Origin of the sequence: Mycetocola miduiensis (assembly GCF_900115155.1) — a bacterium.
Classification (GTDB): Bacteria; Actinomycetota; Actinomycetes; order Actinomycetales; family Microbacteriaceae; genus Mycetocola_A; species Mycetocola_A miduiensis.
The window spans coordinates 224,899-242,196 of the sequence record NZ_FOVM01000002.1 but is presented as its reverse complement, the minus strand read 5'-3'; the positions used below and the strand labels follow the sequence as shown (position 1 = coordinate 242,196).

Annotated in this window: 14 protein-coding genes; 3 read left to right on the top strand and 11 right to left on the bottom strand. The window is 66.7% G+C overall.

The window, feature by feature from the left end; genetic code table 11:
• Positions 1 to 118: 118 nt before the first annotated feature.
• Entirely contained in the window at positions 119 to 907 is a 789-nt protein-coding gene (locus tag BM197_RS04865) for an LLM class F420-dependent oxidoreductase (RefSeq protein ID WP_090709350.1), read from the bottom strand.
• A 74-nt stretch (positions 908 to 981) separates the two neighbouring features.
• Here BM197_RS04865 and BM197_RS04860 point away from each other — a divergent pair, with 74 nt between their 5' ends.
• Positions 982 to 2,151, top strand: a complete 1,170-nt coding sequence (locus BM197_RS04860; RefSeq protein WP_090709348.1) for a glutamate--cysteine ligase — start codon at positions 982 to 984, stop codon at positions 2,149 to 2,151.
• 19 nt (positions 2,152 to 2,170) lie between these two features.
• Entirely contained in the window at positions 2,171 to 2,947 is a 777-nt protein-coding gene (gene map, locus BM197_RS04855; protein ID WP_090709346.1) for a type I methionyl aminopeptidase, read from the top strand.
• Positions 2,948 to 3,008: 61 nt separating this feature from the next.
• Here map and ffh read toward each other — a convergent pair whose 3' ends face one another.
• The 4 genes from ffh to smc form a co-directional block, all read right to left on the bottom strand.
• Positions 3,009 to 4,574 carry a signal recognition particle protein gene (ffh, locus tag BM197_RS04850; RefSeq protein ID WP_090709344.1) on the bottom strand — a complete coding sequence of 522 codons (1,566 nt, stop codon included), beginning with the start codon at positions 4,572 to 4,574 and terminating at the stop codon, positions 3,009 to 3,011.
• Between the two features lie 184 nt (positions 4,575 to 4,758).
• Positions 4,759 to 5,256, bottom strand: a complete 498-nt coding sequence (locus BM197_RS04845) for a DUF2004 domain-containing protein (RefSeq protein ID WP_245762391.1) — start codon at positions 5,254 to 5,256, stop codon at positions 4,759 to 4,761.
• On the bottom strand, positions 5,256 to 6,131 hold the full coding sequence (gene ftsY / locus BM197_RS04840; protein WP_090709340.1) for a signal recognition particle-docking protein FtsY: 876 nt from the start codon (positions 6,129 to 6,131) through the stop codon (positions 5,256 to 5,258). The genes BM197_RS04845 and ftsY overlap by 1 nt, the downstream gene beginning before the upstream one ends.
• 35 nt (positions 6,132 to 6,166) lie before the next feature.
• Positions 6,167 to 9,793, bottom strand: a complete 3,627-nt coding sequence (gene smc, locus BM197_RS04835) for a chromosome segregation protein SMC (protein WP_090709338.1) — start codon at positions 9,791 to 9,793, stop codon at positions 6,167 to 6,169.
• 180 nt (positions 9,794 to 9,973) lie between these two features.
• Here smc and BM197_RS04830 point away from each other — a divergent pair, with 180 nt between their 5' ends.
• A complete protein-coding gene (locus BM197_RS04830; protein WP_090709336.1) occupies positions 9,974 to 11,059 on the top strand; it encodes a GNAT family N-acetyltransferase in 1,086 nt (361 codons plus the stop codon).
• Between the two features lie 150 nt (positions 11,060 to 11,209).
• On the opposite strand, the gene mutM is transcribed toward BM197_RS04830, so the two are convergent.
• The 6 genes from mutM to BM197_RS04800 form a co-directional block, all read right to left on the bottom strand.
• Positions 11,210 to 12,106: a bifunctional DNA-formamidopyrimidine glycosylase/DNA-(apurinic or apyrimidinic site) lyase gene (gene mutM / locus BM197_RS04825; RefSeq protein WP_090709334.1), complete on the bottom strand. Its 897-nt coding sequence runs from the start codon at positions 12,104 to 12,106 to the stop codon at positions 11,210 to 11,212.
• A complete protein-coding gene (gene rnc / locus BM197_RS04820) occupies positions 12,090 to 12,788 on the bottom strand; it encodes a ribonuclease III (protein WP_090709332.1) in 699 nt (232 codons plus the stop codon). Before rnc ends, mutM begins: the two co-directional genes overlap by 17 nt.
• Before the next feature lie 31 nt (positions 12,789 to 12,819).
• A complete protein-coding gene (gene rpmF / locus BM197_RS04815) occupies positions 12,820 to 13,023 on the bottom strand; it encodes a 50S ribosomal protein L32 (RefSeq protein ID WP_090709330.1) in 204 nt (67 codons plus the stop codon).
• A gap of 3 nt (positions 13,024 to 13,026) precedes the next feature.
• A complete protein-coding gene (locus BM197_RS04810) occupies positions 13,027 to 13,521 on the bottom strand; it encodes a YceD family protein (protein WP_090709681.1) in 495 nt (164 codons plus the stop codon).
• 141 nt (positions 13,522 to 13,662) lie between these two features.
• Positions 13,663 to 15,972 carry a transglutaminase TgpA family protein gene (locus tag BM197_RS04805; RefSeq protein WP_143094996.1) on the bottom strand — a complete coding sequence of 770 codons (2,310 nt, stop codon included), beginning with the start codon at positions 15,970 to 15,972 and terminating at the stop codon, positions 13,663 to 13,665.
• A complete protein-coding gene (locus tag BM197_RS04800) occupies positions 15,959 to 17,296 on the bottom strand; it encodes a DUF58 domain-containing protein (RefSeq protein ID WP_090709327.1) in 1,338 nt (445 codons plus the stop codon). The genes BM197_RS04805 and BM197_RS04800 overlap by 14 nt, the downstream gene beginning before the upstream one ends.
• Positions 17,297 to 17,298 lie beyond the last annotated feature (2 nt).

The window sequence follows — 17,298 nt, the reverse complement described above, 5'->3', positions numbered from 1 at the left end:
ACATCGGTCCGAAAGCTCTTATTGCTGCAGCGCCTGATTAGAGGGTCGGGCGAGTGCAGACTCGACTAACCATTCTGTCAGATAATCGGCGAGCGTGTGACCAGCCCACCGAACGGTTTCAGCCGTTGACGCTGTCGCGCCAGTCAAGCCACCGACGAACGGCCCCGATGTCGTGATGTGGCCCGCTGAGTCCGAGGGTGAACAGAGTTGTTCCGAGATCGAGCAGTTCGTCTGCCGCTGCCTCATCCCTGCCCCGGAGCTCGGTGGAGATTTCGATCTCTGAGACGTCTCGGCCCACCGCTTCGCCGTGACCGCGCAGTATCTCGAGTTTCTCGGCGAGGACCGTCGGCGAACTGAAGCTGTGCCAGATGTCGGCGTGTTGCGCGACGATTCGCGGGGTCTTCTTCACTCCGCCTCCCCCGATCATCACCGGGATGCGCCGCGTCGGCGGCGGGTTGAGCTTTGCCCAACGCTCGGTGATGACCGGAAGCGCTTCGCCGAGCGCAGCGATGCGACTGCCCGGCGTGCCGAATTCGTAGCCGTACTCGTCGTAGTCCCGCTCGAACCAGCCCGCCCCTGTGCCGAAGATGAATCGGCCGCCGGAGATGTGGTCGAGAGTCCGCGCCATGTCGGCCTGCAGGTTTGCGTTCCGATAACTGTTGCAGTTCACGAGCGCACCGAACTCGACCCGGCTGGTCTGCTCCGCCCAGGCGCCGAGCATCGTCCACGACTCGAAATGCAGACCGTCCCGTTCGCCGCTCAGGGGGAAGAAGTGGTCCCAGTTGAAGAGGATATCGACACCGAGGTCTTCGAGCTGCGCCACGGTTTCGCGGATGGTGGCGTACGGCGCGTGCTGCGGGGCGATCTGCACGCCGATACGGACGGCGCGGTTCGGCTGCTTTGGCATGGGCCCCATCTTAAGCGCAGCATGGAAAGATGAAACGGTGCCGGGTCCACCTGGCAGAAGCGGACGGATTCACTATGGGCATCGACTTCGCCAGGTCGGAACGATCGACCGTCGGCATCGAGTGGGAACTCGCCCTCGTCGACCGTGACAGCGGGGAGCTCGTCTCTGCCGCCGATGAGGTCCTCCAGGCCCTGCATCAACCCGACGGCTCGCCGCATCCGCACATCACCGGTGAGCTGCTGCTCAACACGGTCGAACTGGTGAGTTCAGTGCACACGACGGTCGCCGAGGCCGTCGCCGACCTTGACGGTCAACTCCAGGAACTGCGCGAGGTCACCCTCGGCCGCGGCATCGACATCATCGGCAGCGGATCGCACCCATTCGGCCAGTGGTATGACCAGCCCGTGGCGAACAAGGAGCGGTACCACAAACTCATCGAGCGCACGCGCTGGTGGGGCAGGAACATGATGATCTGGGGTGTCCACGTGCATGTCGGAATCGAGGACCGCGAAAAGGTCATACCCATCCTCAACGCGATGCTGAGCTACATTCCGCACCTGCAGGCGCTCTCGGCGTCAAGCCCGTACTGGGGCGGGGTGGAGACCGGTTACGCCTCGAACCGTGCCCTGATGTTCCAGCAGTTGCCCACCGCCGGCCTGCCCTACCAGCTGGCCGACTGGGCTGCGTTCGAGAACTACGTCGCCGATATGACCGTCCCGGGGATCATCGACGACTACACCGAGGTGCGCTGGGACATCCGACCGTCACCGCATTGGGGAACACTAGAGGTCCGGTTCTGTGACGGCGCGTCGACGCATCATGAGCTCGCGGCGGTGGCCGCGCTCATCCACTGCCTCGTCGAACACCTGTCTACCCGCATCGATGAGGGCAAGCCGCTGACCGTGCTACAGCCCTGGTACGTCCGCGAGAACAAGTGGCGGGCGGCACGCTACGGTCTCGACGCCCACATCATCCTTGACACGGAGGGGAACGAACGCCTCGTCACCGACGACATCCGGGACCTCCTCGTCACCCTCGCCCCGATCGCCCGGCGCCTGGGCTGCGCGGAGGAGCTCGCTTCGATCGAGGGCATCCTCGAGAACGGCGCGAGCTACTCACGCCAGCTCAGTGTTGCCAAAGCGAACGACGGCGACCTCACCTCTGTCGTGACGGCACTCGCGCGCGAACTCCACGACGGGTCACGCCAGGCACGCCAGCTGCCCTCAGCGCAGCTGCCGGGCTGAAGGTACGGGAAGGCACCGCATGATCGAAATTCTGAACGCCGCCGAACTGGTCAAGGCCAGGGAGTCCGGGGCCCTCGTCGCGGAGATCCTGCAGACGCTGAAGAGCCGATGCGCCGTCGGTACGAACCTCCTAGACATCGACCGATGGACCAGGGCCATGATCGAGGAGGCCGGAGCACAATCCTGCTACGTCGACTATGAGCCCTCGTTCGGGCGGGGGCCGTTCGGCCACTACGTCTGCACATCGGTCAACGACGCTGTGCTCCACGGGATGCCGCACGACTATGCGCTTGCCGACGGCGACCTGCTGACACTCGATCTCGCCGTGCTGAAGAACGGGCTCGCCGCGGACTCTGCCATCAGCTTCCTCGTGGGCGACGCCCGTCCGGCTGAGAGTGTCGCGATGATCAGCGCCACCGAACGCGCACTGAGGGCGGGGATAGCCGCTGCCGGCCCGGGGGCCCGGATCGGCGACATCTCTTCCGCGATCGGCACCGTCCTCAGCGAAGCAGGCTACCCGGTCAACGCCGAGTTCGGCGGCCATGGCATCGGCTCAACGATGCACCAGGACCCCCACGTTTCGAACAGCGGCCGGCCAGGCCGCGGCTACCAGCTGCGCCCCGGACTCCTGCTCGCGCTCGAACCGTGGGTCATGGCGGACACCGCCGAACTTGTCACAGACGCAGACGGGTGGACTCTTCGCAGCGCGACCGGATGCCGGACGGCGCACAGCGAGCACACGATCGCCATCACCGAAGACGGAGCCGAGGTTCTCACGCTGCCGACGAAGGCGTAGCCCCGACTGGCTGGGTCAGCGCCCGACCGGGTCAGCGCCGAATGGGTCAGCGCCGAATGGGTCAGCGGCCGAGGAACTTCTGCAGGCTGGCGAGTTCTTCTTCGCTCGGGGCGGCCGAAGCCGAAGCTCCCCCGCCGAGCCCGAAGCCGCCACCGCTCGCAGCGCCCGCCGGCTTGACGCCGGCGGCCAGCGCCGCGTTCTCCGACGCACGCTTGGCCGGGTTTCCTGACTTCGAACCCTTCTTCTTGGGCTGCTGCTTGCGAGAACTGCTTCCGCCGCCACCGCCGGGGATCGGGCCCATGCCCGGGATCTGCGGGACACCGCCCTTCGCCACGGTCTTCATCATCTTCGCGGCCTGCTCGAACCGGTTGACGAGTGCATTCACTTCGGTGACCGTCGAACCTGAACCGCGGGCGATGCGCAGGCGCCTGGAACCGTTGAGCAGCTTGGAGTTGCGCCGCTCCGCAAGCGTCATCGACTGGATGATCGCCTCGGTGCGTGCGATCTCCCGCTCATCGAAGGCGTCGAGCTGCTGCTTCATCTGTCCCATGCCGGGGAGCATGCCCATCATCTTCTTGATGGAGCCCATGTTCCGCAGCTGCTGCATCTGCTTGAGAAAGTCTTCGAGGGTGAAGCTGTCGGTCGAGAACTTCTCGGCCATCGCCATGGCTTCTTCTTCGTCGAACGCAGCCTGGGCCTGCTCGATCAGGGTGAGGATGTCACCGAGGTCGAGGATACGGCTGGCCATGCGGTCGGGGTGGAAGGGCTCGAAATCATCGAGGCTCTCCCCGGTCGACGCGAAGATGATGGGTCGTCCAGTGACGGACGCCACAGACAGCGCGGCGCCGCCTCGGGCGTCACCGTCGAGCTTGGTGAGAACTACACCGGTGAAGTCGACGCCGTCCTGGAACGCCTTCGCGGTAGCGACGGCATCCTGACCGATCATCGCGTCGATGACGAACAGTACTTCGTCCGGGCTCACCGCGTTGCGGATGTTCGATGCCTGCTTCATCAGCTCGGCGTCGACACCCAGTCGACCGGCCGTGTCGACGATGACCGTGTCGTACTGCTTGGTGCGGGCGTAGACGATGGAGTCCTTCGCCACCCGGACCGGGTCGCCGACGCCGTTGCCTGGCTCGGGCGCGTACACCGCGACGCCGGCCTGCTCGGCGACGACGCTGAGCTGGGTGACGGCGTTGGGGCGCTGGAGGTCGGCGGCGACGAGGAGCGGCGTGTGGCCTTCTTTGGCCAGCCACTTCGCGAGCTTGCCGGCGAGGGTCGTCTTACCTGCACCCTGCAGGCCGGCGAGCATGATGACCGTCGGCGGGTTCTTCGCGAACTCCAGCCGGCGCTGCTGCCCGCCGAGGATGGCGACGAGCTCATCGTTGACGATCTGCACGACCTGCTGCGCCGGGTTGAGTGCCTTGTTGACCTCGTCACCGAGGGCGCGCTCGCGTACCTTGCCGGTGAAATCCTTCACCACGTCGAGCGAGACATCCGCCTCGAGCAGGGCGCGACGAATCTCGCGTACGGTGCCGTCGACGTCTGATGCCGACAACGAACCCTTCTTGCGGAGGTTCTTGAAGGTCTCGGAGAGCCGGTCTGAGAGGTTTCCAAAAGTAGCCATTTGGTTCTCAGTTTACCGAGGGTTCAGACACCGTCGCACCCACGGCCCCCGACACGCCCGGATCGGTGCCAGCGGGCGGTGTGCACAGCTCCGCCAGCATGAAGTCGCAGCCGGGGGCCACTCCGCAGAAACGGGCCGGTCGCGCGACGGCGGTAGCGCGTTCTGGCGGAATTGCGCAGCGGACCTAGCTGAGCAGTTCGATCCCGACCGATTCTCCACGATTCGACAGGTACACGACGAGGGCGAGATCGGAGTTGTCCGGGTCGAAAGCGAACTCGAACGACGCGAACGGCGCACTTTCTCCTGCCTGGTGCGGTGAGATGGCCACGCGGATGAGCTGCAGCGAACGGATGATGTCGACGTCGTTGTCGCCGGAGTGGTCGACGAGGAGATCGACGAGGTCCTCCCCCGCCTCCTCAACGGTCTGCTCGATGAACTGGGTGACGTCGGAGTTGCGATCATCCACGTCGGAGAGCATCGCTTCGCGGGCGCGCAGATCGAGGCCCTCGAGTGAGCTGATGACGCCGGCCGCGTTGTCGAGCGCGTCGGGCGCGAGGTGCGCGCCGCCGGGGGCGCTCACCGAGACGTCTACCGCCTGCTCGCCGACCTCGACGGTCTCGGACCAGTACAGCCCTCCGGTCTCATCGTTCTCGATCGCTCCGAAGAAGTCGTGCTCGATCATCAACCAACCAATTTCTGTGCGAAGACGTGCGGGGTGAAACCGGTGAGGTCGTTGATGCCCTCACCCTGGCCGACGAGCTTGATGGGGATGCCGGTGCGCTCTTGCACGGCGAGGACGAAACCGCCGCGGGCGGAACCGTCGAGTTTGGTGAGGACGAGGCCGGTCACGCCGGCGTGCTCGATGAACGCTTCAGCCTGGGCGAGGCCGTTCTGCCCGGTCGTGGCGTCGAGCACGAGGAGCACCTCGGAGATCGGCGCCTGTTTCTCGACGACGCGGCGGATCTTCGACAGTTCATCCATCAGGCCGCTCTTGGTCTGCAGGCGGCCGGCGGTGTCGATCAGCACGATTTCGACGCCGGTGCGCTTGGCGTACTCGACGGTCTGGAAGGCGACGGATGCCGGGTCCTGGCCCTGCTGCTGCGGACGGATGATCTGCGCGCCCCCGCGTTCGGCCCAGGTGGCGAGCTGATCGACGGCGGCGGCACGGAAGGTGTCTGCGGCCCCGACGACGACGCTGCGGCCGTAGGTGCCGAGGAACTTGGCGAACTTGCCGATCGTCGTGGTTTTGCCGACACCGTTGACGCCGACAACGAGCACGACGGCAGGGCGCTCGGAGAGTTTGAGGGTGGTGTCGTATTTCGACAGGCGTTCTTCGATCGATTCGCGGAGCATCCGCTGCAGGTCGCGAGGGTCCGTCGTGCGATACCGGTCGACCTTCTTGTGGAGATCGTCGAGGGTGGCTTCAGTGACGTCAGGACCGAAGTCCGCGGTCAGCAAAGCATGTTCGAGGTCGTCCCACGTCGTCTCATCGATCGTCGGCTTCTGGAACATACCTTTGAGGGCGCCGGAGAGTGACCAGGGCGTGCGTTCTGCCATGAGCCCAGACTACCGAGAGTTCCGGGGCCGCTTGTTCAGCTGGCCTTCTCCTCGGGCGCTGCGACCCGTTGCCCGACGACCGCCGATACACCGTCCTGTCGCATGGAGACGCCGTAGAGGGCATCAGCGATCTCCATGGTGCGCTTCTGGTGGGTGATCACGATGAGCTGGCTGGTGCGGCGCAGGTCTTCGAAAATCGTCAGCAGCCGGCCGAGGTTGGCGTCATCGAGGGCGGCCTCGACCTCGTCCATGATGTAGAACGGGCTGGGACGTGCCTTGAAGATCGCGATCAGCAGTGCGACCGCAGCAAGTGAGCGTTCGCCGCCCGAGAGCAGGGACAGTCGTTCGATTTTCTTGCCTGCCGGTTTCACGCTGACCTCGATGCCCGTGGTGAGCAGGTCGTCCGGGTTGGTCAGCGAGATGCTTCCGGTGCCGCCGGGGAACAGGATCGGGAACACGTCGGCGAAGGTTGCTTTCGTGTCGTCGAAGGCTTCGCCGAAGATCACCTGCATCTTCTCGTCGAGTTCCTCGATGATGGCGAGGAGGTCCTTGCGCGTGTTGGTGAGGTCGGTGAGCTGTTCGGTGAGGAACACGTGCCGTTGTTCGAGGGCGGCGAACTCCTCGAGCGCGAGCGGGTTCACCCGGCCGAGCTGCGCGAACTTGCGCTCCGCTTTCTCGAGCCGTTTCTGCTGGGCGGCGCGGTCGAATGGGATGCCGGCGGGCGTGGCATCCGGATCGTCCTCGTCGGATGCCGTCGGCGTCTCGGTGCTGCTGCCGGTCGTTTCGGTGCCGGTGGCTTCAGTACCGGCGGTTTCGGTGCCGGCGGTTTCCGTGCCATCGGGCGGTACTGGAACGGTCGGGCCGTATTCGGCGACGAGCACGTCCTCGACGAGCCCCAGCTCGGAGCCGGCGCGTTCGAGCAGGCTCGAGAGGTGGAGTTTCTTCTCGTAGATCTGAAGCTCAAGGCCGTGCACGTTCTCGGTGATCGCCTGCAGCCGCTCCCGGAGCGCCGCCTCCTCACGGCGGAGGGCGACCAGTTCGGCGTTCTGACTGGCGCGTTCTTGTTCGGCGCGTTCGAGGACGAGTTTCGCCTCGGCGACGGAGCGATCGACGGATGCCAGCACGGCGGGGAGAGCGTCGGCGACGCCGGTCGCGGCTTCTACCTGCCTGGCGCGGATCACCGCACGTCGTGCAGCGGCTTCGGCGGCGAGGCGGTCGGCTTCCATTTGCTTGACGAGATTGCTTGTGCGTTGTTCCTCGGCCCGGACCCGTTCCCGGGCGGTTTCCAGCTGCAGTCGCGCCTCGAGTTCACGTTCCCTCGCAGCCTCGAGCTCGACGAGGAGGGATTCCCGCGCCGAGACATCGAGGATCGGGCGAGGGCGCGAACTCGCCGTTTCAAGGTCGGCCTTCGCCCGTGCTGCGGCGGCCTCCGCGGTAGTGACGGCATCCGCGCTCAGCGCGAACGCCGCGCTGAGCCGGTCGCATTCGGCGGCCGACGCCTCGACCTGCACGCGGGCACGGTTGAGGCGTTCCGCCTGCGCGGCGACCTGGGAGTCGAACTCGCGCAGCGCCGTGAGGGCGTGCTTCGACTCCTCTTTGGCTGCGCTGAGAACACCACGCTGCTCAGCGAGGTCGAACCGGACGGTGTCGAGGAGGGTGGTCACTTCGGCGAGCCGGTCTGCGGCGGTGTCGCGTTCGGCGAGAAGCTCGATCCGACCCTGTTTACCGCCCGACCCGCCGCGGAGGACGAAGTCGGTGAGCACATCGCCCGCCCGCGTGACGAGCGTCACAGGTCCGCCGAGGTTCGCGCCGGCCAGGGTGGGAACAGCTGCCCGGGCGGCGTCGACATCTTCGGCGATGGCGAGGTGGTTGAGAATGCCGAGGATGCCGTCGGGCGCGCTGACGACGGAGGCGGCGCTGCGCACCCCCGGGATGTCCGGCCAGTCGACGGGGATACCGGCTGCGTCGGCGATGACAACTTCGACGCGGCCGAGGTCACGCTCCCGCGCATACGCGATCGCACGTTCGGCGGCGGCCAGGTCTTCCGCGAGCACGGCGTCGGCGAGGGTGCCGAGGGCGGCGGCGATCGCCGTCTCGTACCCAGGTTGGACCTGCACCGAATCGGCGACGACACCGCGGAGCCCCACGAGCCGTGCGGCGACGAGGTCGGTGGAGCCGTCCTTGATGTCGAGCGCCCGCGACAGCGCACTGGTCTGGGCGGCGAGGGCGTCCCGTTCTCGTTCGTGCCCGTGCAACAGGTCACGGAGTCGTTCGATCTCGGCCTCAGCCTCGAACACCGCCGCTTGGGCGAGTTCGTACGCTTCGTCAAGCCCGCTCTCCCCCGCATCGATATCGCCGGCTGACTCTTCGACTTCGTCGAGCTGTCGTTCGGCTGCCCGGCGGCGTTCGGTGGCGGCGTCGAGGGCGTTCTCCTGTCTCAGTCGTTCCCCGCGAACGGCGGCCAGTCGTGAGGCGGCGGTCTCGGCCTGCCCGGTCAGTTTCGTGATCTCGAGGTCGTGCCGGGAGACGAGGGCACTCTGCGCGGCGATCTCCGTGTCGACCGCGTCGAGCCGGTTGCGGGCGGACGCGGTGTCGGTTTGCGCGCGCTGCCATGCGGCATCCGCCGTGGCGATCGATTGCTTCAGCCGGGCGACTTCGGCGTGCGCGTCTTCGACCATCGACTTCGTGACGCTCGGGCCGGCATCCTGCGCCTCACCCTGCGAACCGAGAAGAGCGAGTCGCTGGTTGGCGAGAGTGAAGAGGTTCCGAAGGCGTTCCTGGGCGGACTCGAGGCTGAAGCTCGTGCGACGGGCGCCGTCGACGGCGTCGCCGACCTGAGCCTGTTCGATCCGCGAGATGCGGAGCTGCTTCTGCTCCAGCTGCTCCTGAAGAACGATCCGTTCGGTGCGGCGTTCGCTTTCGGTGCGGCCGTGGTCGTCGAGGGCGCGTCGGAGGGCGACGACATCGTCGGCGAGGATGCGAGCGCGCGCGTCACGGACGATCGCCGCGATGGTCTGAGCCTCACGGGCGATCTCGGCCTGGTGCCCGAGGGGTTTGAGCTGCCGGCGGATCTCGCCGGCCAGGTCGCTGAGCCGGGTGAGGTTGGTCTGCATCGCATCGAGCTTGCGGAGAGTCTTCTCTTTGCGGCGGCGGTGTTTAAGGATTCCTGCCGCTTCCTCGATGAAGCCGCGACGCTCTTCGGGGCTGGCGCGGAGCACGGCATCCAGCTGCCCCTGGCCGACGATGACGTGCATCTCGCGGCCGAGGCCGGAGTCGCTGAGGAGCTCCTGCACGTCGAGGAGCCGGCAGTTCTCACCGTTGATGGCGTAGTCGCTGCCGCCGTTACGGAACAGGGTGCGCGAGATCGTAACCTCGGTGTAGTCGATCGGCAGGGCGCCGTCCGAGTTGTCGATCGTGAGGAGGACCTGGGCGCGGCCGAGGGGGCCACGGGTCGACGTCCCCGCGAAGATGACGTCTTCCATTTTGCCGCCGCGGAGCGTCTTCGCGCCCTGCTCCCCCATCACCCAGGCGAGGGCGTCGACGACGTTGGACTTGCCGGAACCGTTAGGCCCGACCACGCAGGTGACACCGGGTTCGAAAGCGAAAGTGGTTGGTTGCGCGAACGATTTGAAGCCCTTGAGGGTGAGGCTCTTCAAATACACCGCGGTCCCTCTCCTGTTCGCGCCGGCCGCGAATCTCTGCACTACCGTACCGAAGGATTCTCACGAGAGCGTCATTGACCCGGTTTCGCACGCCAAATGGGCTGGCGACAGATGCCACGCGCTGGCTAAGCTGGTCGGCTGCCCGGACGAGCAGCCGAATCCGACACCGCTGGAGTTGTCATGAGCGCCGACGCTCTCGACGAGCTGACCATCCATGAATTCGCCGTGCCGGCGAACCTCGAGAGCGACGGCGGTGACGACTTCGTCGAGATGGTCGCCATGCGCAACGAGGTCGAGACGGAGATCCTCGGCAACGACGACACCAACCCGACGCCGCGGGAGTTGCTGCCGTTCTACCAGGACCCGTTCGCTCCGAAGCGCCTCTTCCTGGCGCGGGTGTCCGGCCGCATCATCGGGCGTGGGGTCTACGAGTGGCAGCCGGAGGACGGTGCGACGGCGGCGTTCCTCGAAGTGGAGGTCGCCGCGCCGTTCCGACGGCAGGGGGTGGGCACCTCTCTCCTCCGCGTCCTCGAAGCGTCGGCGGCCGCCGACGGTCTGCGGGTGCTGCAGTCATGGAGTCTGCACCTGCCGACGGCATCCGACGACGTCCTCGTTCCGCCGACCGGTTTCGGTGCGATCGAGCGCGGTTCGGCGGCCGTCCGTTTCGCGCAGGCGCACGGGTACCGGCTTGAACAGGTCGGTCGCATGTCACGGATCGACCTGCCCGTCGACCCCGACATCCTCGCAGCGAAGCGCGCCGACGCCGCCGCTCATGCCACCGGTTACGAAGTGGTGCAGTGGGTGGGTCGCTGCCCTGACAAATGGCTCACCGACATGGCGCTCGTCCACCAGCGAATGTCAACGGATGCCCCGAGTGCAGCACTGGAGTTCGCCGAGGAGGACTGGGACGAGGAGCGCATGAGAAACCTCGACGACATGAATGAAGCCGGCGGACGGGTCAACCTCACCTCTGCCGCTCTGCACGTGGCATCCGGTCGCCTCGTCGGATTCACCGACATCGCTCTGCCGGAGCACGAGGGCCGCCCCGCCAGCCAGGAAGACACGCTCGTGCTCAAGGAACATCGCGGGCACCGCCTCGGGATGCTGCTCAAGGTCGCGAACCTCGAGTTGCTGATGCGGGTCTCCCCCGTCACGCCCCGCATCACGACGTTCAACGCTGAGGAGAACCGTCCGATGCTCGACGTCAACGAGGCGGTCGGCTTCGTGCCCACGGCATATGAGGCGGGCTGGAAGAAGACGGTGTAAGCCCCGCGCCCCACCCTCACACCCGCTCTCCGGCGACCGGGCCCAAAGGGCTGTTCGCACCGAAACGAACCACCTTTTGGGACCGATCGATCCGGGCAACGAACCCCTCATAGCCGCCTGTCAGACGGGTGAACGGACTGAGGGATGCCGTCAGCGCCGCCGCTGACAGCGTGGGCAGAAGTGCGACGAGCGGTTCATGAACTTTTCACGCCGGATCGCGGTGCCGCACCGCACGCACGGCTCACCCTGCCTGCCGTAGGCGTTCAGGCTGTGGGCGAAGTACCCGGACGCACCGTTGACGTTGACGTACTGCGCATCGAAGCTCGTGCCGCCCTCAGCGAGCGCCTTGGTGAGCACGGCGCGCACCTCAGCCAGGAGTAGCGCCGCACGACGGCCGGAGAGGGTCGCAGCCACCTGCTCGTAATGGATCTTCGCCGCCCAGAGCGCCTCGTCGGCGTAGATGTTCCCGATGCCGGAGATCAGCGTCTGGTCCAGCAGTGCCCGCTTGATCCCGGTCGCCTTTCGCCCGAGCGCCGTGAGGAACCGGGCGTCGTCGAATGCCGGATCGAGCGGATCGCGGGCGATGTGCGCGACCTGGCTGGGCACGAGCGCCGGGCCTGGAACCGCGCCGGAGAAACCGCCCGGAAAGTCGTCACCGGTCGGCAGCATCGTGTCGACGGCCATCCCGCCGAAGATGCGCTGGTCGACGAAATTGACGAGAAGCTCACCGTGATCGGGCGACTCGATGCCGATACGGATCCGGGTCAGGCGGTCATCGGTGCCGGGAGTGCGCAGCAGCATCTGCCCGCTCATCCCGAGGTGCGTGACGAGCGCCGCGCCGTTCTCGAGCGGGAACCAGAGGAACTTCCCGCGCCGAACCGCAGCGATAATTCGCTGCCCGCCGAGCACGTCGACGAACGGTCCGGATGTCACATCGTGGCGTCTCAAGGACCGGGAGTCGAAAACCTCGACCCCGGTGATGAGCGCACCCGTGACCGCAGGTTCCAGGCCGGCACGAACGACTTCGACCTCAGGAAGCTCGGGCACTCAGCTCGGTCCATGCCGTCAGCGCCGCAGCCATCTCGGCGTGTTTCTTGCTCGACCCCTGGCCCACAGCGGTCACCAGCTCGCCGACGGTGACGGTGGCGACGAAAACCCTGTCGTGGTCGGGGCCTGAACTCTCCATCGTGTAGACGGGAGCGGGGGCATGGTGCGCAGCGGCGGCCTCCTGGAGGCTCGTCTTGGGATCCATCGCCGCACCGAACCGTGCCGGGTCGGCCAGCAAAGGTTCCACGAGCCGCAGAACGAGGGCACTCGCGGTGTCGAGTCCCTGGTCGAGGTACACCGCCCCGATCAGCGCTTCCATCGTGTCCGCGAGGATCGACGCCTTCTCACGGCCACCGGTGAGTTCTTCACCACGGCCGAGCCGCAGGTACCCGCCGAGGCCGATTGTTTGCGCGATCTCGGCCAACGCGACGGTCGACACGACACTGGCGCGCATCTTCGCGAGCGCGCCTTCGGGAAGGTCCGGGTTCTCGCGGTAAAGCTTCTGCGTCACAGACAGCCCCAGCACCGAGTCACCGAGGAATTCGAGGCGCTCGTTGTGCGGGATGCCGCCGTTTTCGTACGCGAAAGAGCGGTGCGTGAGCGCATGCTCAAGCACCGCCGGGTTAAGCGACACACCGAGGGTCGCAAGAAGCGGCCCTCGGTCTGTCGAGCTCTCTGCCATCAGACTTCGATGGTTTTCAGCGGATCGCAGACTAGACGTCGGCGACCTTGCGGCCCTTGTACTCCATGAAGAGTGCGGTGCCCGCGGAGTCTTCGACAACCTTGGCGCGGTGCGGCAGGCTGTAGGTGGTCTTGCCGTTTTCGACGGTCTTCACCAGGGTCGGGGCTTCGGCCTTCCACTGTGCACGGCGTGCACGGGTAGAGGCTCGTGACATTTTGCGCTTCGGAACAGCCATGTCTTATCTCTCTTCTTTGCTTACAGCATCCGAGTTGTCGGTGCCTGGGTCTGGGGTAAACCCTGCGAGCGCGGACCAGCGAGGATCGACGGTCTCTTGGGGCTTTCTGTCCGGGTTATCTGCCAGCCGCTCGCCGGTCTCTGGGTCGAGTCCGGGGCAATCTGGCTGGCATACCGGCTGAAACGGCAGCGACAGAACCACTGCGTCCCTGATGAGAGGTTCAAGATCCACGTGGTCATCGTGAACCTCGTAGTCAGAGGCTTCGTTCCCAGAGTACGCGAAAAGTTCCTGAAACTCGACTTGGACACCCTGGGAGATGTCGATCAGGCATCTTCCGCACACGCCATCGGCAATCGTCTCCACCTCAGCGGTGACGAGAACGCCTTCGTGAACGGACTCCAGTCGCAGACGCTGGTGGATTGGCGTGCCTTCGCGAACGGCAATCAGGCCTTCACCGAACTGCTCAGGGGTGTTGACCACGATGTCGTGCTCACGCATCTCTCCCGGGTGCCGAACGAGGTCGCGAATATTGACCGCGAACGGCTGTTTCTTGTATTTGCTCACACTGGGATTCTATCGCCAGCTGCGCACGTCACCTGCGTGTCCGCTGAGTCTGCGCCGAGTGTGATGCGGATGCGGTCAGGCCGGCTCCGGAACCCTGCCGCGGTACACCGGGGAGAGAACGGATGCTGGTGCGACCGTCGCACGGATCCGGTCCACCAGTCGCGCACGCTGACGCATCGCAACGAGCACCGTGTCGGTGTTCTCCGCCAGGCTCGGTCCGACGAGCCGGAGAGTTACCCGGTCCGGGTCGGCGAACCTCACGTGTTCGACCGCGTCGAGCAGCGCGCTCAGCGCCCCCTGCTCCGAGTCGGAGAACGCGGACTGGCTGGCAAGGGCAGCGGCGAAAGCGCGCGGGGTGTCGGCGTCGCTGACCGGGATGCCGAGGTCCTGGGCTGCATCCGAAATCTCTCGCCACGCCGTCAACGGCCCGGCCCGGCCGGACCGCAAGGCACGTGCCCTGAACCGTCGCCGGAACGCGCGGATGAGAGCCGGCAGGCCCACGAGGAGGAGAAGGAGAAGCGCTGCGCTGGTGAGCACCCCGGCGGGCGGCGGTTCCACCGCTCCCTGCCTGCCCGAGGATGTCGTGGACTCCGGGGCCGCGGCTCCCTGGTCCTGCAGCTGACGTTCGATCGCCGCTGCGTCCCCCACGTTGCGCCCGTCCGCGCCGCTGGTTTCGGCCCGGGCGTAATCGGGCACGACCCCGCGGCCGGGCGTCGGCTCGAACGGGACCCAGCCGACCCCGCTGAAGTACAACTCGGGCCAGGCATGCAGGTCGTCGGTTCCGACCGTGTAGGTCAGCCTCGACTCCGCTCCGACGACCCGGTCGCCGGGAAGATAGCCGAGAGAAACACGGGCGGGGATGCCCGCCATACGCGCCAGGATCGCCATCGCCGAGGAGAAGTGGACGCAGTAGCCGCTCTTCTTCTCGAGGAACTTCGCAATCACGTCGAACCCGTCACCGTCGTAGCCCTCGTCGACCGGGGCCTCGACCGAATAGAGGAAATCGGTGCTCCGCAGGTACTGCTGGATCGCGAACGCCGTGTCATACGCGTTTTCTGTCTCGGTGGTGATCGAGGCCAGGGTCTCGGTGAGGATCGGGGGAACCTCCGCGGGCATCTCAAGGAACCGCTCCACGTTCGGCGGGACCTCAGGCTGCGCCGCGATGAGCTGCTCCCGCGTGGGCTGGATGAGCACGCTTTCGGCGATATAGCTCTGCCCGCTTGCGCTGGACAGCCTGCTCGACAGGGTGAGCCCCTCGGGATCCCACACCCACCGGCCGTCCGCTCCGACCACCCGCACACTCGGGAACGGGATCGGCAGCCACGGCGCGACCATCCCGTCGACCTGCACGGTGGTCGTCGTCGGCTCGGTCATGACGTCATCCGAGAGGCCCGGCACCGAGAGCAGGGTGCTCGGCTCATTCGGTTCCCGAATCCGATCCTTGCCGGCAGACCAGGTCGTGCCGTTGAACTCGTCGAGGGTCAGCAGGCGAAAATATAGGGACTCGTCGGTTGTCGTCTTGTACGAGAACTGCTGGGCACCGCCCGGCCGGCGAAGATCCTTGCCCAGGTCGACCAAGGGGCTGACCCCTCCACCGAAGACCGATCCTCCGGTGGATGGGAGCAGGCTTTCGCCGTTGTAGCCGGGCGCCGCCGCCGCGAAGAGAAGCGACCCGACCAGCGTCATGGCGCCGATGCCGAGGACGCCCGCCGGGCGCGACGTCGACAGCCGCCGCACCCGCGTGTCCGTCCAGAGCACGAGGAGGAACGCCGCCCCGCACAGCGCCAATGAGACGAGGTTGATCTCACCGGTCACGAAGCCGGGGACGAGCGCGATGGCGACGGCGGGGAGCCCGACGACGGCGGGCATCCGACCCGCGACAGCGACCGCGTCGAGCACCAGCGCGAAAACCCCTGCCCCGATGGCGAGGATGAAACGGATGCCCATGTCGGCTTCGGCGGGCGTGCCCTGGCGCTCTATCGAGCGGAGGCCGTCACGACCGAGTTCGCCGAACACGCCCGGGGTGTCGAACGTCGGCAGAACGAGAGCAAACGATGCATCCGGGGCGAAGAAGAGGACGAGCAATCCCACCCAGACGACGGCGCCGACAGCCGTCGCGAGCCAGGTGCGCACGCCCAGGGAGCGCGCCGTTGCAGCGACGACGAGGATGATGCTGCCGAGGAGGGCGATCCCGAGCCACCAGGACGCACCGTCGAGGAGCGGGCTGAGGGTGGAGATGGTGACGACGTAGAAGAAGACGAGTGCCCAGGTGAGCGGCCAGAGACGCTGGGCCAGATACCGCCGTTCGACCAGGGCAGCGCCAGCGGGGGCCGGTGTGCGGTTGCCCGGCGTCACGTCGGGTCGAGGCGGGCTAAGAACGGACACGGGAATCCGCCTTCCCCGCCGCGGCGGATTCGCCGAAGGCGACGCGGGTCCACGCGGTCTCGACGCTCGTGTGTTCGTCCGTCAGGGCCGCGCGCCAACCGGCATCCGCAAGCGTTCGGATCTCGTCGAGGCCGGGCCGTGCCACGCCACCGGTCGTCTTGGTGAGGAACACGACCGCCGGGTCGGCGTTCACCTTCGTCGCGACCAGGCCGCGCGCGCCGACCGGTGAGAGCCGGCCGAGTACCGCGAACACAGGCATGACCGTTCCGGTGCGGCGGATGACGGGATGCAGGCCGGCACTGACGTCGTACAGGTCAGAGACGCTGAAGCGTTCGGTCTGTGCAAGCACGTCGAGCAGGCCGCCCGAGTCGCTCGGCGTGAAGCGGGAGATGCGGAACGGAACCGACCCGTCGGCGAACGGAATGTCATCCGTCGCGCTTTCGACGAGGGACACCGCGTACCCGGCACCCAGAAGATGAACACCGAGGGATGCCGTCAGCTCCACCATGCGTTCGAAATGCTCTGGCGAGGTCGCACCGACCGCCTGGTTCTTCGCCGCGAACGACGTGTCGAGGAGCAGCGCAGCCTCGGGGTCGCCTTCCTGTTCTTCCTGCCGCACCATGAGCTCGCCGCGCCGCGCTGTCTGGCGCCAGTGCACCCGCCGAAGAGGGTCCCCGGCGCGGTATTCGCGGGCGATGAGTTCGTCGGCACGCTGCGTGGCCAGCAGATTGAGATCGTGTTGAGCGCCATCCCCGCTGGACGAGCGCAGGCCGGCGTCAGCGAGCACGGTGACCCGGGGTGTGACGGTGAACGGCTGGGGGTCGGCGATCCGCCGTTCGGTCGTGACGAGGCCGAAAGGGTCGCCGTGGGTCACGCGGAGTGGGCCGACCATGAAGCGGCCCCGGTGCCCCGACCGCAGTTCGTATTCCAGCAGGGCGCGATAGCCGCGGACCCTCCCGGGCAGCCGCCGGGGCAGTTCGCCGCTCGGGACGCGCGCGAACACGGGCGGCACATCATCCCGCCATGACGCGATCGCGGAGACGTCGTCGTCCCGCATTTCGACGACAGTGCGAACAATCGCTGGCTCGCCGACGGCAACGGATGCCGGCGAGAAAGTGCGCGTGGCGGTCAGCCGGGGGCGGTGGGTGCGAACGTACACAGCCGAACCGGTGAACAGCAGTACGAGGAAGAGGAAGAGGAAAAGGCCTTCCCGCCGGTCGATGATCGTGGCTGCGACGAGAACGACGGTTGCCGCGAGCAGAAGAGTCCAGCCACGTGCCGTCGGACGAACGGCACGGAATCGGCCCGACTGCGCGGTGCGCATGG